The sequence below is a fragment of the Ruegeria halocynthiae genome, assembly GCF_000743705.1.
Lineage (GTDB): Bacteria > Pseudomonadota > Alphaproteobacteria > Rhodobacterales > Rhodobacteraceae > Ruegeria > Ruegeria halocynthiae_B.
In genome coordinates this window covers 118,371-137,478 of the sequence record NZ_JQEZ01000007.1, presented here as the reverse complement: position 1 = coordinate 137,478, position 19,108 = coordinate 118,371, and the positions used below count along the sequence as shown (strand labels likewise).

The following is a 19,108-nucleotide window of genomic DNA, read 5'->3' as shown; positions in this document are numbered from 1 at the left end:
CCACTCACCTCTCTCGAACTCAAGACTGGGAGTTTATGAGGCAGTTCCAGGGTTGAGCCCTGGGATTTCACCCCATACTTTCCAGTCCGCCTACGTGCGCTTTACGCCCAGTAATTCCGAACAACGCTAACCCCCTCCGTATTACCGCGGCTGCTGGCACGGAGTTAGCCGGGGTTTCTTTACCTGCTACCGTCATTATCTTCACAGGCGAAAGAGCTTTACGACCCTAAGGCCTTCATCACTCACGCGGCATGGCTGGATCAGGCTTGCGCCCATTGTCCAAGATTCCCCACTGCTGCCTCCCGTAGGAGTCTGGGCCGTGTCTCAGTCCCAGTGTTGCTGATCATCCTCTAAAACCAGCTATAGATCGTAGGCTTGGTAGGCCATTACCCCACCAACTACCTAATCTAACGCGGGCCAATCCTTTCCCGATAAATCTTTCCCCCGAAGGGCTCATACGGTATTACTCTCCGTTTCCAGAGGCTATTCCGTAGAAAAGGGTATGTTCCCACGCGTTACTAACCCGTCCGCCGCTCACCCCGAAGGGCGCGCTCGACTTGCATGTGTTAAGCCTGCCGCCAGCGTTCGTTCTGAGCCAGGATCAAACTCTCAAGTTGAAAAGCATTGCTGCTTATCCTTGACGTTCGAACCTCTGCACATCTCATCAGGAGGCTAATCCTGATGAAGTCTTCTGTTTGATGTACACAGACTTCCTAAGAAATCAGTGAACCACTCAAACAGTGAAGCTGACACTCCATAATCGGCAATACCCCTCACACTACTAGAGCGTAAAACAATAAAACCTAAGAGCGCGATATACAGACATTCAATCCGTCGAAAACGAACCAAACCGCCCACATATCTCTTCAGTTATCCATCAATGTCAAAGAACAAAACACCCAGAGCCAAAAACCAGACCGTTGCGCCAATAACATCAGCGCGCCCGCCTAACTCATTCCCAATGATGCCCCCAGTCTCTCCTGAGCGTCACCACCGTCTCTCCAGCGTGTCTCCAGCGCCTCAGCAGCGCCGGTGAAGGGGGTTCTAAGTATTACCGCATACCTCCGCAAGCAGAAAATCGCATCTTGCGTGATTTTTTTGATATTTTCTATTTTTATATTTATTTTCAACTACTTACATAAACCTTAAACCGAATGCCTTCGCCAAGGATACCTTAACTCGCCACCCCAATCTCGACACCTATACCCGACCGACTCTCCACCCACCCCATATATAGTGAATCTGGCAAATACACCCACAAGTCCGGATCGAGTCGTTTGCACAAACCGATTCACTTTTGGGTCGGTTTTCCCGGCTCATCCCGCTCTGGAGCACCGAAAAAGACATCGGGTTGCACCCGGGTCTTGCGCATTGGCCCCGGATACGGTCACCTCGCCGGAAAGACAGGTTCGGACGCAGTTAGATATGACACCTCAGCACACCGCCCCTTTCCCTCGCATACGAACAGTTGGTCTGGATGGCCTGCTAATTTCGTTCGCGGACACCATGGCTGAATCGTCGAACCGGGCGGCCCTGGCGTTTCGCGATGCGATCGACACCAGCAGATGGGAAGGCGTGATCGAAACATCAGCCTCTCTGGCATCGGCCTATGTGCGGTTTGATCCGATCAACCTGCCGCATTCTGAAATCCAGGCGCGCGTGGAACAATTGCTGCAACAACAGGACTGGTATCAGGCGCCGCTGCCTTCCGGGCGTCGCCTGTGGAAAGTGCCCACTGTATATGGGGGTGAACTGGCACCGCAATTGGATGAGGCCGCCGCCGCCGCAGGGCTTTCACCGACCGACGCCATACAACGCCTTGGGGATAGCCGCGTTCGCGTGCTGACAATTGGCTTTGCCCCCGGTCAGCCGTATCTTGGCCCGTTGGGACCAGAGTTCAACATTCCACGCCTTAAAGAGCTGAACCCTATGGTGCCCGAGGGGGCGCTGGTTCTGGCCATTTCACAATTCGTGCTGTTTTCGGGGCCGACACCGACCGGCTGGCGACACGTGGGTCAGACCGCCTTTCGCTGCTTTCGTCCCGAAGCATTACAAAGCTTTGCCCTGCGCCCGGGTGATGAAATGCAGTTCCTGCCCGTTTCGCGCGATGATCTGGAAGATATCCGCGCGGCCAATGACGGTTCGGGCGGCGCAACCTGCGAGGAGATCCCGGCATGAGCCTGCTGGTGCATCAGATCGGCCCGGCCTGCACCTTGCAGGATCAGGGACGGGCGGGCTTTCTGGATCAGGGTCTGTCCCGATCAGGGGCCGCCGATCAGCTGGCCCTTCACGAGGGCGCGGCATTGCTGGGGCAAAGCCCAGACTGCGCCGCATTGGAAATGGCGGGGATGGGGGGCACATTCGAAGCGACCCAACCTGTGACCATCGCGCTGACCGGTGCGCCGATGCAGGCCAGTATCGACGGCAGCCCGATTGTCTGGAATGCCTCTCATGTATTAGAGGCCGGGCAGCGGTTGACAATCGGTGCCGTGCAACAGGGCAATTATGGCTATCTGCATGTCGGTGGCGGCATTGATGCGCCGCTGTTTCTAGAATCCCGTTCGGCCCATCTGACAGCAAAGGTTGGGCGTGCGGCGCAGGCGGGCGATCTGCTGCCAATCGGCCCATATTCAGGTAGCGCCGGGATGAAGCTGCGGCCGGATGACCGGTTCGCCGGCGGGGGCCTGCGCGCGCTGGCCAGTTTTCAGACCCCCCTGTTCGATCAGGAAACTCTGGACCGCTTTGCCAGAACTGTCTTTCGGCGCGGCACCCGGGCCAATCGGATGGGGATGCAACTGGACAGTGAGGGCAAAGGATTCGCAGCCAAGGGGCAGTTGGACATATTGTCAGAGGTCATCACCCCCGGCGATATCCAGATGACCGGCACCGGAAACCCCTTCATCCTGCTGCCCGAATGCCAGACCACCGGGGGATACCCCCGCATTGCAACCGTCCTGCCCTGCGACCTGCCCCGCGCGGCCCAGACCCCGGCGGGTGGGCCGCTGCAATTCACATTTGTAACGATGGATCAAGCCGTCGCCCTGCATGCGACCTATCTGGCTGACCTGTCGCGATTGCGGGCGCAGGTTGAACCTCTGGTCCGCGATCCACATGACATAGCGGACCTGTTGTCCTACCAATTGATTGGCGGAGTGATCTCTGCCACCGACTAAGGAGTGTTGCCGATGCCCAGCGTCGATCTGAATGCCGATATGGGGGAGAGCTTTGGCCCCTGGAAAATGGGCGATGATGACAGCCTGCTGAAAATCATCACCTCGGCCAATATCGCCTGCGGCTTTCACGCAGGCGACTGGGACGTGATGGCGCAGACGATGACCCGGGCCGCCGAGAATGATGTAGGCATCGGCGCGCATCCGGGCTTTCCCGATCTTCAGGGGTTTGGCCGTCGCAACATGAAACTGCCGCCCGACAGCCTGCGCAACCTTGTGCGCTATCAACTGGGCGCGGCGATGGGGATGGCCAGGGCGGTGGGCACCAAAGTGCGGCACTTGAAACTGCACGGGGCGCTGGCCAATATGTGCTCGGCCGATATCGACATGGCGCGGGCCTGCTATCGGGGCGCGCTGGACGTTGACCCCGACATTATCGTCATGGTTCTGGCCGCCACCAAACAGGAAGACGCCGTGCGCGAGCTTGGCTGTAAATGGGTAGGCGAGATATTCGCGGACCGGGCATATAATGACGACGGCACACTGGTGGACCGCAGCCTGCCCGGTGCGGTGATCCACGATCCCGAAATCGCAGGCCCCCGCATCCTGAACATGGTCCGCGAGGGTGCTATCATCACCGAGACAGGCAAGCGGCTGGAAACCTCGATCGACACGATCTGCCTGCATGGCGACGGGCCGACGGCTGTGCAAATTGCCCGCTCTGTGCGCGAGAACCTGATTGCAGGCGGCGTCGAGGTAACGAAATTCATCCCCCAGCCATCCATGCATTAGACCGACGTCCCATCTTCTTACTGTTGCCCAGTCGGAAATCAGACCCTAGCATGCCTGCAAGTGCATGTTCTGAATACCACAAATCCAAACAATGCCATGCCCGGCAATCGCCGGACCTGCGCAAGGAGGTAAGCTAATGTCTTTCGACTTGATGTCATATGAACCCCGTGGGGACAAAAAGAACTCGGATTTTTTCAGCGAGTACCTGCCAAGGATCTATGAACGCCGCACCAGTTCCGGCATCGCCGATCAGGTCAACCAGATGCGGGCGATCGTTCTTCAGGTCGAGACCACAGCGTTGTTTGATACCCTGGTCGAGCTTTACGTCATGACGCCTTACCGCCACACAGCCAGCTATCTGGGGCAGACACATAAGTTCGCGGTGCTGCATTCGCATCCCGATTTTCCCGCGTTGATCGTAATGGCACCGCTTAGCCCAACGTTCGAGGACTTTATCCCCCGCATCAACCGCATGTATCCGATGGCACGCAATACTCCTCAGACCCGCTATGTCGGCGAGGTGTATGGCGCGTCAGACCTGAAGACCCTGGTCAATACGCTTGAGGATCAGAATATCCGGTTCGAATACAGCGGTGACACCGAAAACCCGTTCTACACGCTGGACGGCTTTTGCTTTACCACCCCGTCCGATTTCACCTGCAACCGGGTCGGATATTCCACCCTGAATTTCAATGATCCCGACAGCCTGGGCCTGGGTGACCGCATACTGCTGAGCAGTGCGGAACAGGCGCAACTGGATCAAGCCGCCACTTTTAGCGCCGACAGCAATATCGCCCCGCTCATGCTGGGGGTCGATCACCTTGCCACGCGGGTGCTGGCGGGCGAGCGTGAGGACGCGATCCTCGAATTTCTGACCATGGTCCCCTATTACTTTTGGGGGGCGTACAACATCTTTGACATGAATTCGTCAACCAACGTGAACCGCAATCCGAATGTGGATGACGACAAGAAGTCACCCGCCAAAGTGTTTACGGCGAACAATACGCCCTCTTTCGTGAATTCTTTCGCCAAGCTGCCGATGCCGACCGAGGATTTCGTGCGCAATTTCGGCCGCCGCCTTCACCACATGGCGATTGAGGTCAAGGACGGTGACCACGGTGCCGGGGAAAAGAACGTCGATTTCGTGGTGAACACACTCAAGGACAAGGGGGTGCCGTTCCTGGCCCATGTGGTGGGGGAGTGTAAGGATGATCCGAACCTCAAGCAGATCTTTTCGAAACATTCGAAAAACACGCTGCTGATCACCGAGTATATCGAGCGGTGCCACAAGTATGACGGGTTCTTCACCAAGGACAACGTCGCGGCCCTGACCGCCGCCGCCGGACAGGACGAGCAATACCAGCACGGCAATGTCTTTGACTGACAAAAAAGGGGCTGCGAGTTTCCTCGCAGCCCAGATCCATTCAGGAGAGATTATGCCGGATCTTATGACGGTCCGATCATGAAACATGTGACATTGCGGGCCTGGAGCCTGCGGCAGGCCAAGTCGGCCTGATCGCGGGACATGCCCTGAAACGTTGCATCAAACCCGCGCGAGTTTTGGTTCACCTTGCGCAGCGTACCTTCCAGAGAGGTCATTTCCGACAGGGCGGTTTTCAACAGAACCTTTTCGGCCTCGTATCGGGTGGTATAGCGACCCACATTAACGCCCCACAGATGACCGCCGGATGTGGATAGGCGGGTGACGATTTCCTGCTCAGGCTCGGGCTGTGCGTTTGGGTCAGTCGACGCCAACACCAGATCATTCGGGCGTGTGGCTGGCCGTGTCGTGCCGTCGGTTGGCGACTGGACATCAGCCGCCGCAATAGCCGCCGCGATTCCGTCCTGAATGCGCGCGCCGTTTTTGGCCGCAGTTGCGGCGACAGTGCCCGCCACCTGAACCGCAGCACCCGGCCCCGGACGCAGAACCGGCCGCAGGCTGGTGGTCGGTGCGCTAACCAGACGCGCCACCTTTGCATTCAATCCCGCATTCCCGGCATAGACCGGGCGCGCCGGTTTACGGATCGGCGCACGAGAGGGTGCCCGGCGGAACCCCATGTCCAGCAACTCTGCCACCTTGGCGTTGCGCGATGCGCCGGATTTCCCACCAAAGACAGTGGCAATCACGCGCTCATCCTTGCGCTTTGCCGATGCGACAAGGTTGAACCCTGCCGCCCGGGTGTAGCCGGTCTTGATACCGTCCGCGCCGCTATAGGCGGCCAGCAAACGACGGTTCGTATTGGGTACGGTCTTGATCCCGGCATGAGTCGATTTGCGCGAGAACAGATTGTAGTACTGCGGATAATCATACAGCAGATGACGACCCAGTTCGGTCATGTCCCGAGCCGTCGACAGGTGACCCGATTCCGTCAGACCGTGTGCGTTTTTGAAGGTTGTCCGGCTCATGCCCATGGCTTTGGCCGTGCGCGTCATACGCCGTGCAAACGCCGCCTCGGACCCGCTGATCGCGATTCCGATGGCTGTGGCCGCGTCATTGGCCGATTTCACGGCTGCCGCGCGGATCAGATACCGAAACGCAATTGTCTGCCCGCTGCGCAGGCCCAATTTCGACGGCGGCTCAGAGGCCGCTTTTTTGGTAATACGAACCGGCGTGTCCAAAGTGATCTCGCCATTACGCACCGCCTCGAAGGCGACATACAGCGTCATCATTTTGGTCAGCGACGCCGGATGCAGCCTGGTATCGGCGTTACGTGAATGCAGCACCTCACCGGTGCGCGCGTCGATCACCATCGCCGCGTAAGGCGCGGCCACCCCTTGCAACGGCGCAAAAGAAAGCAGCCACAAGAATGCTATAAGAAATAAGCCCATTCGGGCCGGAACTGTCCGCCGAACCTGCACGATCTTTGCCTCTGTCTACCTCAGGCCGCCGGGTTTTCCCGGTCAGCAATTTATTTATTATATTGTCACTTAGGCTAGCATAGGGAACGCGTTAAATAAACCGAAAGCTAATAAATTCACTGTTTCGTTTTCTCTGCGCCGCCCTACAACATGTATGCGCGCACAGTGCTGAACCCACCAAATCTGCAAAAATGGCCAGACTATGTCGTTAGCCGCTGTCGAATTTCCGGAACTGCGGCTGATCGGCAACATCAGCTGAGCGTGCGAATAAGCTGCGAAAGTTCGCCCAAATCCTGCAATTCCCTGTATCGCGGGTTATCCGCAGGTGTTTCCGCCTTTTCGATTTCCCAAACCAGACCATGCGGTACGTAAACACCCCAACACCCCGCACGGATCGCCGCAACAACGTCGGACCGCATCGAATTGCCAACCATCATTGCCGAGGCAGGCCCGTCACAGTACTGACCGAAAATCCCGCGATAGGTATCCGGGGTCTTCTCAGACACGATCTCGACCCCGTCGAACAGATCACCCAAACCGGATTGTGCCAGCTTTCTTTCCTGATCAATCAGATCGCCCTTGGTAATCAGAATCACCTTATGCGTCGCGGCAACGCCCTCTATCGCCTCGCGGGCGTGGGGTAACAATTCGATTGGATGGGCCAGCATGTCCTGCCCCGCTTCGATCAACTGACGGATGACCGAGGCGGGAACACGATCTTCGGTCACCTCAATCGCGGTTTCGATCATCGACAGGGTAAAACCCTTGATTCCGTACCCATAGTGCCGAATGTTGCGTTTTTCTGCGGCCAGAAGCCGCTCCATCAGGTGCTCACGCTCGGCGTGGTCGGCCAGCAGTTCAGCAAAATATGTATGGGTTAGCTGAAAAAACCGTTCATTATGCCATAGGGTATCATCAGCATCGAACCCGACTGTGGTCAGCTTTTCTTCCAATTCGAATAGGTCCTGCTTACTCTTTTCTCCGGCCCTTTCGACGTTATATAAGCGCACAGATAAACCGAAGGCTGAATCGGACAGATGAACGCGATGTTTGAAAACCAATGGATGATGTCTGACCAACCGGATGACGATGAGGAATCGTCGGTCCTGGTACAGACGCGCCCCAAAACCAAGCGTCCACCTCTGTACAAGGTCTTGCTGCTGAATGACGACTACACCCCGATGGAATTCGTGGTGCTTGTGCTGGAGCGGTTCTTTGGCATGACCCACGCGCAGGCCTTTGACATCATGCTGACCGTCCACAAAAAGGGCGTGGCCGTTGTTGGCGTTTTCAGCCATGAAATCGCCGAGACCAAAGTGGGGCAGGTCATGGATTTCGCCCGCCGGCATCAGCACCCCCTGCAATGCACAATGGAACGCGAAGAGTAAGGCGCCCCGGGGCCTGATCGCTGTATCGGAATCGCTTATGTCTTCTCGACTTGATCTAGCCTTGCAAAGCGGCCTTGTGCTGTCGCAGCCGTTGACGGTGTTCGGGCCATCCCCGGACCACGACCTGTCTGCGCTGCCGCGGGAAAGCCGCATCATTCAGCCTTTCAAACCCTTTCACGACCATTTCGCGGATCAGGGGTTCACCACCACGCCGCTGACGTCCGAGGCATGTCAGGACGCCATCGTGATCCTGCCCCGCGCCAAGGCGCTGGCCCGCAGCCTGATCCATCAGGCCAGTAACCACGCCAGCGGGGTGATTGTCGTCGATGGGGCCAAGACCGACGGCGTCGACAGCCTGTTGAAGGATATTCGCAAGCGCGTGGCGGTCGAAGGGCCGATTTCCAAAGCACACGGCAAGATTTTCTGGTTTCAGTCCGAACCGCAGGCTTTTGCGGATTGGGCCGCACCGGACAGCCAGACCGTAGACACGTATCATACCGCGCCGGGCGTATTCTCGGCCGATGGAATCGACCCCGCATCGGCGTTGTTGCAGGGGGCTTTGCCCAAGAAAATGGGTGCGCGCGTGGCGGATCTGGGTGCTGGCTGGGGGTTTTTATCCGCCGGGTTGCTTGACGCTGATGGGTTGCGCACCCTGCATCTGGTCGAAGCGGATCATAGTGCCCTGACTTGCGCCCGCGCCAATGTGGCCGATCCCCGCGCGCAGTTTCATTGGGCCGACGCAACCACCTGGAAGGCCCCGGACCCGGTCGACACAATTGTCATGAACCCGCCGTTCCATACCTCGCGCAGTGCCGACCCTGCGTTGGGGCAGGCGTTCATCAAATCTGCCGCCCGCAACCTGACCCGGCATGGTGACCTGTGGATGGTTGCCAATCGCCACCTGCCCTATGAAACCACACTGACCGAGACCTTTGCCCATGTTCAGGAAGTGACAGGCGACAATCGGTTCAAGGTTTTTCACACCTCTCGCCCTCGGCGATGATCCCGGCTAACCTGCGCCGCAACTCAGGAGATTACGCATGTCCTTTTCCATAGCGGGCAAAACTGCAATTGTAACAGGTGGCGCCAATGGCGTTGGGCTGGCCATTGGACGCCATTTTGCCGATGCGGGTGCAAATGTCATGTTCGCCGACATGGACGAAAAGCGCCTATCCGAGGAGCTGGGAGAACAGGCAGATGACAGCAACATCCGCTTTTTTGCCGGGGATTTGCGCGAAAAGCTGACAATCGCCAACCTGCTGTCGGCCACAATCGACGCATTCGATCAGGTGGACATCCTTATCAACGGCGCACGGCAGGTGATCCCGTCCGACCCGCTGGATATCGAAGACGACTCGGTCCGGACCTTGTTGAACCAGAACCTGATGCCTGCCCTACGCCTAAGCCAGCTGGTCGCCAAACGGATGATCAAACAGTCGGGTGAAGGCGGCGAGGCCCCGGCCGGGTCGATCATCAACCTGTCCTCGATTGCGGCCCGGCGCACCCATCCCGACCTGATGGCCTATTCCGTGTCGACCGCCGCGCTGGATCAGATGACGCGCTCTTTGGCGGTTGCGTTTGCCCCCAGCCGCATCCGGGTGAATTCCATCGCGCTGGGATCAGTGATGAGCGCATCGCTGCAATCCACGCTGAAAGAAAACCGGGACTTCCGGGACGACATCGAAAAGCACACACCCTTGGCCCGGATCGCGGCCCCGACCGAATTGACGGAAACCGCGCAATATCTGGCCTCGGACGCGGCCGGATTCATCACCGGCCAGATTCTGACAATCGACGGCGGCCGCACCCTGCTGGACCCCGTCGCAGCCCCGGCACATTGATCCCCATGTTTGACACTGAAAAATCCACCGCTGCCGCCTGGTTCCGGCAACTGCGTGACGACATCGTCACCGCATTCGAAACGCTTGAGGACACGCACGACGCCGGGCCGTTCTCGGATGCGGCGCCAGGGCCGTTCGAAGTCAAGGAAACCAAGCGCCAGTCCGACGATGGATCAGATGCGGGCGGTGGGCTGATGTCGGTCATGCGCGGGGGCCGCGTGTTCGAAAAGGTTGGCGTCAATATCTCGACCGTATACGGCACCCTGGGCGCGCGCGCGCAACAGGCGATGGCCGCACGCAAGGGGCTGCCGGGCATGACCGAAGACCCCAGATTCTGGGCCTCGGGGATCAGCCTTGTGGCCCATATGCAGAACCCGCATGTCCCGGCCGTGCACATGAACACGCGCATGTTCTGGACCCCTCATGCCTGGTGGTTCGGCGGTGGGTCGGACTTGAACCCTTGCATCGAATACCCCGAAGACACGGCCCATTTCCACGCCACGCAAAAGGCGCATCTGGACCCGCACGGGCCGGGGCATTACCCGCGCCTCAAGGATTGGGCGGACGAATACTTCTATATCCCGCACCGCAAACGCGCCCGTGGCGTCGGTGGGATTTTCATGGATGATTACTGCACCGGAGACTGGGCGTCGGATTTCGCGCTGACACAGGATATCGGCCGGGCGTTCCTGCCTGCATTCCTGCCGCTGGTTGAAAAACAGCGGGTTCAGGGATTTGGCGATGCGGAAAAAGACACCCAACTTGTCCATCGCGGGCTGTATGCCGAATACAACCTTGTTTATGACCGCGGCACCAAATTTGGTCTGGAAACCGGCCACGACCCTGATGCCGTGCTGATGAGTTTGCCGCCCATGGCCAAATGGGTCTGATCAGGGGTCAGAACCCAAGGTCCATGAAATTGTCATAACAATAACCCTGCGCCGACCCTGCCGTCATGTTTTCGCCTACGCGCTTGACCGTGACGGAATACCCCGGATTGGTGTCGACCCCTTCGGGTGCGGTCAGCGAAAACTGCACGGTCCGGGCCTGCCTTTCATAGGCTCTGGTGATGTAGATGCGCTGGGTCGCTTTGGTTCTCAGCGTGCGGATGGCGAAATCACCGATTCCGCACCAATAGGCGACCGGGGCGGATGTGCCGCTGGCAGACACTTCGTAGATCCCGTTGTCCAACGGGGTGACTGCGGTGCGAAACCCACGATACACGCCGACGCCAAACCCGACAGCTTGTGCAAGTCCTGGCAAAATCGCCAATACCGCGATACCTGACACCTTCCAAAACTGCATGACGCCAAATCCCTGATCAAAATGAAATCTGTCCCGGATCATACTGGACCTGCTGATCGAGTAAAGTTTAAGGCTACCCAGTCAGTTACCACTCTCCTACCCCGTGTCTCACGCGAGGGTCAAAACAGTACCATTTCAGAATATTAGGCGATAGAATTCAATTATCGGTATTTAATGGGGTTTGGATTGAGCAAGACCTTCCCAAATGACTGGTTCGATATCTCGCCCGAAAAATATGCGGATTTCGGTGCGATGTTTTATCTTGCCTCGCTGACAAAGACCCACCAGAAACGCAGCCTGTCGCAGGTTCTATATGCTTTTGAAACGCCGTTCAGGCTGGGGCAGTATCACATCTTTCGCCAAAACGGGTTCCCCCGCGGCTTTGTCACCTTCGCCGGGCTCAGCCCTGACGCAGAATACAAATATGCCGTTAAGGAAAAACAGCTGACCGATGCAGATTTCACCAGCGGATCATCCTTTTGGATTGTCGATTTGGTTGCACCGTTCGGCCAGACCAATCAGATAGTGGACATTCTGAAAAAGGACATCCCCCACCCGCGCGTCAGAACAAATCGCATGGATAGCGATCTGACCCGAAACCGAATAGTGGAATGGACCCGCGACGACGCGGGCGACGTGCACATGCGGCTGTATCGGAAAAGGGAATTCGAACAGGCCCTGCAACAGGAGAGGTCGTGACATGGTATCCATTACGGGCGACATAACCGGCTCTGTTACGGGTAACCCTCCGAACCAGGCGACCGGCGATCTGGATGTGGCCAGCATTGGCCCGACCGGCCCTCAGAACTGGACGATTTCTTCGCCGCCCGCCTTTGGAACGGCCACGATCAATGCGAACGGAGAGTGGACCTATACCGTCAACCCGGCCTTCTATGACAATCTCGGTTTCGAGCAGACCGCCACCGATACGTTTACCGTACAGGTCTCATCAACTCTGTTCGGCACACCGTTCACCCTGACGCAGGACATCACGATCTCGATCGAAGGGGTGTGCTTTACCGCCGGGACGCTGATCGGAATGCAGCGCGGTGCGCAGCCCATAGAATCGCTGGCGGTCGGGGATTGCGTCCGGACTGCCGACAACGGACTGCAACCCATCCGATGGATCGAAAGCAGCGCCTTGCCGCCCGAACGATTACGCGACAACCCGGCCATGCGGCCGGTTCGAATCCGCGCGGGCAGCCTTGGTCCGGATACGCCTCGTCGTGACCTGATCGTCTCGCAACAGCATCGCATTCTGGTGCGTGGTCCCAAGGTCGAATTGCTGTTCGGAATCTCCGAAGTTCTGATTGCTGCGAAACACCTGTGTTCGTGGCCTGGCATCAGTATCGAACCGCCCGACGAACCTGTCGAGTACTTCCATATCCTGCTGGACAATCACGAGATTCTGACGGCCGAGGGCGCGCCCGCCGAAAGCCTGTATCTGGGCGAGGAATCCCTGCACACACTGTCATCGGACGCTTTGCAGGAACTGGCCGCCATCTTCCCCGACAGCCCCACGCCCGAAGGGGCCGGGTTCGGGCACGCGGCCCGCCTGATCCTGCGTGAGTTCGAAGCACGCGCCCTGACTTAGGGCGCGTTCAACCGCCCGCCCACATCTTGTGGCGCCAATGCCACCGTCTTGATCACCGCAAAACAGGGCCGCCCCTGTGCCAGCCCCAGTGCCGCAACCGAACGGCGGGTGACGCGGGCCAGAATAGAACCGGCGGGGGTTTTCACCGACACAATGGCCCCCGGCCCTTCGCCTGCGCGGATGGTATCAACAACACCTTCCAGCACGTTCAGGGCCGACAACCCTTCGGGTTGTTTGGTGGACAGGATCACCTCTTGCGCGGGGATTCTGATCCGCAGCCCTTCTCCGACGCGGTGTTGAATGCGCGGCAGGAACAAGCGCGCGCCGCCTGCGTCCAACTCGGTCAACCCGTCCGCATGGTGTTCCGTGACCCGAACCTGCAACACCGCACCAATGGCGCGCACCCCGGCTGGGGCCACCGAAGGGTCGGCCATCACGTCAGACGCCGGACCATGCCGCACCACCTTGCCGTCCTGCAACGCCACCACCGATGTGGCCAGCCGCGCCACTTCGGCGGCGGAATGGGTGACGTATAGGATCGGGACCGAGACCTCATCCCGCAGCCGTTCGAAATAGGGCAGGATTTCAGCCTTGCGCGCATCGTCCAGCGCCGCCAGCGGCTCATCCGCCAGGATCAGGCGGGGGCTGGCCAGCAACGCGCGGCCAATGGCAACGCGCTGTTTCTCGCCCCCCGACAAGCCTGTTGGGCGGCGGTCCAACAGGTGGCCGACCCCCAACATCTCGATCACTTTGTCCGGGTCTTCACGGCGCGCGCCCCGTGGGGCAAACCATCGGCCATACAACAGATTTTGGCGCACGGTCAGATGCGGAAACAACCGCCCCTCCTGAAAGATATACCCCAGACGCCGCCGGTGCGGTGGCAGCCAATGGTTCTGATCGGTGTCGAACAGCTGCCAGCCATCAATGGCCACGCGTCCGGCCTTGGGCCGCAGCAAACCGGCGACCGCATTGACAACCGTGGTCTTACCCGACCCCGACCGCCCGAACAGGACGGTCACACCCGGGGGCGCATCAAAGCTGAGGTCCAGCTTGATATCGGGCAGGTCGTGTTGCAGGCGGACAGACAGGCTCATGATCCTGACACCCGCGCGGCGGCGCGGCGGCCGACGTATTCCGACAGCAGCAGCGCCCCCATGGCAATGATGATCGAGATCACGACAAGCCGCGTCGCCGCCGCCTCGCCGCCGGGAACCTGCAAAAACGCGTAAACGGCCGAGGGCAGCGTCTGGGTCTGACCCGGGATATTGGAAACAAAGGTGATAGTGGCGCCAAACTCTCCCATCGCCTTGGCAAAGGCCAGGATGGCCCCGGCGATCACGCCCGGCAGGATCATCGGCAGGGTCACAGTGGCAAACACAAAGGGGCGCGACGCCCCGAGGGTTGCGCCGGCCTGTTCCAGCCGGGGGTCCACAGCCTCGATCGACAGGCGGATTGCGCGCACCATCAGCGGAAACGCCATTATCCCCGCCGCCAGCGCCGCCCCGGTCCAGCGAAAGGCGACAACGATGCCAAATTCCCCCAGCAGTTTACCCAGTGGCCCCTGAATGCCAAACGTCAGCAACAGCAGATAACCGGTCACCACAGGCGGCAGGATCAGCGGCAAATGCACCAGACCGTTCAGCACCTGCCGCCCCGGAAACCGCCAGCGGGCCAGCGCATAGGCCGTGAAAATCCCGAACGGCAATGTGACCAGCGTCGCCCAAAAGGACACGCGCAAGGACAGTTTCAATGCCTCAAGCTCCTCTGGTCCCAACCAGCCCATGCCTCAGCCCTCCGGCAGGGAAAAACCCTGCGCGATGAACACGGCCTGGGCGGGGCCGGATTGCAGATATTCTAACAATGCCAACGCTGCGGGTCGTGCCGACACCGTTGCCGCCGCAGGATAGACGATGGGCGGGTGCAAATCCGCCGGGAATGGCGCGACAACCTGCACGCGGTCTTCAACCATCGCGTCCGAGCGATAGACGACCCCCAGCGGGACCGCCCCAGTTGCCACCAATGCAAGTGCGGCGCGCACATTGTCCGTCTGCGCGACCTGATCGCGAACATCCTGCCATAATCCCAAGTTCTGCAGGGCCGCCTTGCCGTAGATGCCCGCCGGAACCGCATCCACCAGCGCCATGGCCAGATAGCCACCGTCCAGAGCGGCCTTCAGGTCGAAGCCCGGGTCGATCTGGTCAAGCGGGATCTGACCTGTCGCGCCAATCAAAACCAGCCCATTGCCAAGCAGATCAACCCGCGAGGTCGCATTGATCCGGCCCTGCTCCTGTAAAACATCCATCCAGTCTTCGTTGGCCGAGATAAACAAATCCGCAGGCGCACCCAGTTGAATCTGCCGGGCCAGCACGGATGAGGCCGCATATGACAACGTCACCTCGTACCCAGTCTGCTGCGTGAACGCAGGCGCGATTTCATCCAAAGCGGTTTTCAGGCTGGCGGCGGCAAACACCAAGACGCCGTCTGCCCCCGCCCGAAGCGGAGCCAGCGCCAAAACGCCCAGCACCAGGGCCGTGATTACCAATCGGCGCGCATGGGACAGGATCATTGTACTCCCGTCTGGAAAGTTGCAGTCCCTCCGGGGATATCTGAGGCAACAGGTGACACGCAAGCGCCTTTGCGAAACAGCGGCGGTGCAAGGTGCTGAATCCCGGGGGTTTGGTTGGTCGCACAGGGCTGAATCCGTCAGATCAATTGCCCCTCACGTCGCAAACGGTATTGATTACCTACTGGTATCAGGGGGATGCTGCACCCGACCCACAGGACAGGATATCAAAGATGCTGCAAGACACCCCCGGTCTGATCGACGCCATTCGCGCCCGTTTTGCCCATGTCGAGACCTGCCCCTTTCAGGGCCCGCGCATCTTTTTCGAAAATGCGGGCGGGGCGCTGACATTGAATTCGGTGGTCGCGACCTCGGCCAGATATGCAGCTATCCCGGACAATCAGGGGCGCGACAACGTGGCCAGCCGCGCCCTTGTCGATACCATTAATGCCGCCAAGGCTGATCTGTCCGTGTTCATGAATGCCTCGACCGGTCAGTTCTTTGTGGGCGAAAGCGGAACCGAACTGCTGTTCCGTATGATCCGCACGGCCTGCGTCAACGCGCCCAAGGGCAGCAAGGTCATCGGCAGCTCGATCGAGCATCCGGCAAGCCGCAGCGCAGCCCGACGCTGGGCCGAGGTCGCCGGGCTGGACTATGTCAACGTGCCCCATAATGACGCCACGGGGCTGGTCACCGCCGACGATTATCGGGCTGCGATGACCCCTGATGTAGCGGTTGCCACGATCCTGCACGCCTCGCCCGTTACCGGCATGGGCATGGACGTCGCGGCAATAGCCCAGGCAATCCACGCCGTGTCCCCGGCGTGTTTCATCATCGTCGACGGCATCCAGCACGCTGCGCATGGCCAGATGGACATTGATGCTTATGGGGTCGATGGCTATGCGATCTCACCCTACAAAGTGTTCTCGCGCCATGGCTATGGCATCGCCTGGATCTCTGACCGACTGACAGGGCTGCCGCATGATCAGCTGATCGACGCGCCCGCCGATGGGTGGGAATTCGGCACCCGCGATACCGGCTCCTACGCGACGATGTCGGATGTGGTGGGCTATTTCGACTGGCTTGGCGGGCAGATATCCGACGAAACCGACCGCCGGGCACGGATCGAAGCAGCAGGGCACGCGATTCACACGTATGAAACCCATCTGACAAATACCCTGATCAACGGCACCGGCAACCTTCCGGGGTTGCGCGATATGGACCACATCACAATTCTGGCAGGTGCCGACAACCCGGCGCGCGAAGGGCTGGTGTCCGTCGTCGTGCGCGATGTGCCGTCGGCCGATGTTGTCACCCGACTGAACGACCAGGGCATCCGCACCCATATCCGCAAGGCAGACCACTATAGCGGCAATGTTCTGACCCCGCTGGGCCTGACGGACTGTATCCGAATTTCGCTGTGCCACTACAACACCGAGCAGGAGCTGGCCCAATTACTGGCCGCATTGAACGAGATGGCGACCTGATCTTGCCTTACGTCAAAGAAATTGTGCCGACCCTCTTGCACCCGCGCGCAGGCTTGGCTACATGCAGCGTCACGGGTGATTAGCTCAGTTGGTAGAGCGCTTCGTTTACACCGAAGATGTCGGGAGTTCGAGTCTCTCATCACCCACCATCCTAACCTTTTGAAACAAAAGAAAACCCTTGCAAACAAGGACGTATGTCCGTTTGAAGGTTACAACTTTGGTTACAAAAGGTGTTCCCATGGCAGGCAAAGTTCGCAACCTCGTCAACCGTTCCGGTCGGTATCATGCCCGGCTTGTGGTGCCTAAAGACCTACGGGGAATCATCGGCAAGACGGAACTACGCACCCCGCTAGGTGGTGATTACCGTCAGGCGCTCAAGTTGCTGCCGGGTGCAGTCGCGCAGCTTCAACACCAGATCGCGCTTGCCGAGCAAAAGGCAAACGGTAGTCAGGCACACGCCACCCCTGCCCGGCATCCACTGGCCCCAGATCAGATCGCGCACAGCCACTACACACAGCGTATGGCGCTGGATGATGAGCTGCGCAATGATCTTCGCTACCCTGCTGTAGGCATTGACGATTTGCTAGTTAGCCGCCTGCGCGGTGCCGTAGCTGGGAACGCCAATGACGCAGAGTTGGGCGAACTGGTCGGCGCACAGATCGAGCGCTTCCGGGCCGCTGGCAATGTAGACGCAGCACCGGGTAGCAACGAATGGCGAGAGATAGGCCGTGCCTTGTGTCACGCAGAGCTGGATGCCCTTGCGCGCTCCGCTGAGCGCGATGAAGGGGATTTTACCGGCAGACCCACTGCGCCTATCATTGTGAACGCTCAGCCCCCGGAAAACGCCCCTACTCCGGTCAGTATCAAACAGCTCTGGAAAGACTATGTTGCGCACCGGCAGCAAGCCGGGTTCATGCGGTCTGGTATAGGTCGACAACAGCCGGTCATTGATAAGCTGATCAAACACCTGAAACACAACGATGCCACACGGGTCACCAAGAAAGACCTGATTGCTTGGCGCGATCACCTAATGGGTGGCTTGTCCGCTAAGACAGTCAGCGATGTATATCTCTCAACTATCCGGTCACTGTTTTCGTGGGCGGTCGAAAACGAAATTCTGACCAAAAACCCGGCTGCCAGTGTGCGGCAAGCCAAGCCCAAGAAACAACACACCCGAGAACGCGGCTATGTTGACGCTGAGGCGAACAAGGTCTTGAAGGCCAGCCGCACCTATAGACCCAATGAGGATGAGCGCGGCTATGTCAGAGAAAAATCGCACTTGGTAGCCGCTAAACGATGGACACCGATCATCTGTGCTTTCACCGGCGCTCGCGTCTCCGAGATAACCCAGCTTCGCAAAGAGGATGTGCGCAAGATCGACGGGCAATGGGTGATTAGGATCACACCAGACGCCGGTTCCGTTAAAACGGGAGGATATCGTGATGCCCCGCTGCATCCTCAGATAGTCGACGAAGGGTTTATCAACTTTGTTGAAGCTGCAAACCCCGGACCAATGTTTCACAGCGGCACGAAACAAGAGGACTATTCACGCAAGGCGAAGCGTATCGCAAATCAGGTGGCAGCATGGCTAAGCAAGTCTGGGCTGACACCGGAAAGGTTGCTACCAAATCATGCTTGGCGACACCGGCTCAAAACCCAATGCCGCGAACTCGGGATTTCAGATCGCGTGGTCGATGCCATTCAGGGCCACGCCGGGAAAACGGCTGGCGACGACTACGGCGATGTGACACTGAAAACGAAAACCGACGCTATAGTGAAACTACCTTTTTACGATCTAAACTAAGCCTCTATGGGCAAGCATATATGTCCGCTTGGACGACTGTAACATCAGATGACGACGAAGTGGAAGAGACCACGAATGCATTACCGCCTCTTTCAAAAGTCGCATTTCTGACTTTGTTGTAAGCACTTTCGACATCGCCAGCGACATCCATTCCCATACTCTCAGCCCCGGTTACCGGTCCGATAAAGGTGCAAGAGCTGGTCATACCGGGCGAGATTTGCCTGACGCGCTCGGCTCCGGGGACCAATTCAGTTGAACACCCAAGCAATACAGTCGCCGAAGTTAAGAGCAAAGTTGTGCGGATC

The 19,108-nt window shown here is 58.7% G+C and carries 18 protein-coding genes, 1 tRNA gene and 1 rRNA gene; 13 read left to right on the top strand and 7 right to left on the bottom strand.

Annotated elements, in window-relative coordinates; genetic code table 11:
* A 16S ribosomal RNA gene (locus tag JT51_RS20085) occupies positions 1 to 617 on the bottom strand; the annotation flags it as partial.
* An 808-nt stretch (positions 618 to 1,425) separates the two neighbouring features.
* On the opposite strand from JT51_RS20085, the gene JT51_RS20080 reads away from it, so the two are divergent.
* The 4 genes from JT51_RS20080 (at position 1,426) to JT51_RS20065 (ending at position 5,346) form a co-directional block, all read left to right on the top strand.
* Complete coding sequence (locus JT51_RS20080; protein ID WP_037317223.1) at positions 1,426 to 2,178, top strand: 5-oxoprolinase subunit B family protein; 753 nt, start codon at positions 1,426 to 1,428, stop codon at positions 2,176 to 2,178.
* Complete coding sequence (locus tag JT51_RS20075; RefSeq protein WP_037317220.1) at positions 2,175 to 3,173, top strand: biotin-dependent carboxyltransferase family protein; 999 nt, start codon at positions 2,175 to 2,177, stop codon at positions 3,171 to 3,173. The genes JT51_RS20080 and JT51_RS20075 overlap by 4 nt, the downstream gene beginning before the upstream one ends.
* 12 nt (positions 3,174 to 3,185) lie before the next feature.
* A complete protein-coding gene (locus JT51_RS20070; protein WP_037317314.1) occupies positions 3,186 to 3,962 on the top strand; it encodes a LamB/YcsF family protein in 777 nt (258 codons plus the stop codon).
* 136 nt (positions 3,963 to 4,098) lie between these two features.
* Positions 4,099 to 5,346, top strand: coding sequence for a hypothetical protein (locus JT51_RS20065; protein WP_037317218.1), 1,248 nt, complete (start codon positions 4,099 to 4,101; stop codon positions 5,344 to 5,346).
* A 62-nt stretch (positions 5,347 to 5,408) separates the two neighbouring features.
* On the opposite strand, the gene JT51_RS20060 is transcribed toward JT51_RS20065, so the two are convergent.
* The gene (locus tag JT51_RS20060) at positions 5,409 to 6,791 is read right to left on the bottom strand and encodes a D-alanyl-D-alanine carboxypeptidase family protein (RefSeq protein ID WP_051927660.1); all 1,383 of its coding nucleotides are present in this window, start codon (positions 6,789 to 6,791) and stop codon (positions 5,409 to 5,411) included.
* Between the two features lie 281 nt (positions 6,792 to 7,072).
* Positions 7,073 to 7,774, bottom strand: a complete 702-nt coding sequence (locus JT51_RS20055) for an HAD family hydrolase (protein ID WP_037317214.1) — start codon at positions 7,772 to 7,774, stop codon at positions 7,073 to 7,075.
* Positions 7,775 to 7,867: 93 nt separating this feature from the next.
* Here JT51_RS20055 and clpS point away from each other — a divergent pair, with 93 nt between their 5' ends.
* From clpS to hemF, 4 genes are read left to right on the top strand one after another with little or no spacing between them, the layout of a single operon-like run.
* Complete coding sequence (gene clpS / locus JT51_RS20050) at positions 7,868 to 8,209, top strand: ATP-dependent Clp protease adapter ClpS (protein ID WP_037317311.1); 342 nt, start codon at positions 7,868 to 7,870, stop codon at positions 8,207 to 8,209.
* 37 nt (positions 8,210 to 8,246) lie between these two features.
* Complete coding sequence (locus JT51_RS20045; protein ID WP_037317212.1) at positions 8,247 to 9,212, top strand: class I SAM-dependent methyltransferase; 966 nt, start codon at positions 8,247 to 8,249, stop codon at positions 9,210 to 9,212.
* Between the two features lie 37 nt (positions 9,213 to 9,249).
* Positions 9,250 to 10,050 (top strand): SDR family NAD(P)-dependent oxidoreductase, encoded by an 801-nt coding sequence (locus tag JT51_RS20040; protein WP_037317210.1) that lies wholly within the window; start codon positions 9,250 to 9,252, stop codon positions 10,048 to 10,050.
* A gap of 5 nt (positions 10,051 to 10,055) precedes the next feature.
* Positions 10,056 to 10,940, top strand: a complete 885-nt coding sequence (hemF, locus tag JT51_RS20035; protein WP_037317208.1) for an oxygen-dependent coproporphyrinogen oxidase — start codon at positions 10,056 to 10,058, stop codon at positions 10,938 to 10,940.
* A gap of 7 nt (positions 10,941 to 10,947) precedes the next feature.
* Here the strand turns inward: hemF and JT51_RS20030 are convergent, their stop codons facing one another.
* Positions 10,948 to 11,355: a hypothetical protein gene (locus JT51_RS20030; protein WP_037317308.1), complete on the bottom strand. Its 408-nt coding sequence runs from the start codon at positions 11,353 to 11,355 to the stop codon at positions 10,948 to 10,950.
* A 186-nt stretch (positions 11,356 to 11,541) separates the two neighbouring features.
* Here JT51_RS20030 and JT51_RS20025 point away from each other — a divergent pair, with 186 nt between their 5' ends.
* Complete coding sequence (locus JT51_RS20025; protein ID WP_037317306.1) at positions 11,542 to 12,054, top strand: toxin-activating lysine-acyltransferase; 513 nt, start codon at positions 11,542 to 11,544, stop codon at positions 12,052 to 12,054.
* A gap of 1 nt (position 12,055) precedes the next feature.
* Positions 12,056 to 12,949 carry a Hint domain-containing protein gene (locus tag JT51_RS20020; RefSeq protein ID WP_037317204.1) on the top strand — a complete coding sequence of 298 codons (894 nt, stop codon included), beginning with the start codon at positions 12,056 to 12,058 and terminating at the stop codon, positions 12,947 to 12,949.
* Here JT51_RS20020 and modC read toward each other — a convergent pair.
* The 3 genes from modC to modA are packed head-to-tail and all read right to left on the bottom strand — an operon-like array spanning position 12,946 to position 15,515.
* A complete protein-coding gene (gene modC / locus JT51_RS20015) occupies positions 12,946 to 14,043 on the bottom strand; it encodes a molybdenum ABC transporter ATP-binding protein (RefSeq protein ID WP_037317201.1) in 1,098 nt (365 codons plus the stop codon). The genes JT51_RS20020 and modC overlap by 4 nt on opposite strands.
* Positions 14,040 to 14,732 (bottom strand): molybdate ABC transporter permease subunit, encoded by a 693-nt coding sequence (gene modB / locus JT51_RS20010; RefSeq protein WP_037317198.1) that lies wholly within the window; start codon positions 14,730 to 14,732, stop codon positions 14,040 to 14,042. Before modB ends, modC begins: the two co-directional genes overlap by 4 nt.
* A 3-nt stretch (positions 14,733 to 14,735) precedes the next feature.
* Positions 14,736 to 15,515: a molybdate ABC transporter substrate-binding protein gene (gene modA / locus JT51_RS20005; protein WP_037317195.1), complete on the bottom strand. Its 780-nt coding sequence runs from the start codon at positions 15,513 to 15,515 to the stop codon at positions 14,736 to 14,738.
* Between the two features lie 230 nt (positions 15,516 to 15,745).
* Between modA and JT51_RS20000 the strand changes: the two genes are divergently transcribed.
* The 3 genes from JT51_RS20000 to JT51_RS19990 all read left to right on the top strand — a co-directional run bounded on the left by JT51_RS20000 (position 15,746) and on the right by JT51_RS19990 (position 18,803).
* Positions 15,746 to 16,999 carry an aminotransferase class V-fold PLP-dependent enzyme gene (locus JT51_RS20000; RefSeq protein ID WP_037317193.1) on the top strand — a complete coding sequence of 418 codons (1,254 nt, stop codon included), beginning with the start codon at positions 15,746 to 15,748 and terminating at the stop codon, positions 16,997 to 16,999.
* Positions 17,000 to 17,072: 73 nt separating this feature from the next.
* A tRNA-Val gene (locus JT51_RS19995) sits at positions 17,073 to 17,148 on the top strand.
* A gap of 89 nt (positions 17,149 to 17,237) precedes the next feature.
* Positions 17,238 to 18,803, top strand: coding sequence for a DUF6538 domain-containing protein (locus JT51_RS19990; RefSeq protein WP_037317191.1), 1,566 nt, complete (start codon positions 17,238 to 17,240; stop codon positions 18,801 to 18,803).
* Positions 18,804 to 19,108: the final 305 nt, after the last annotated feature.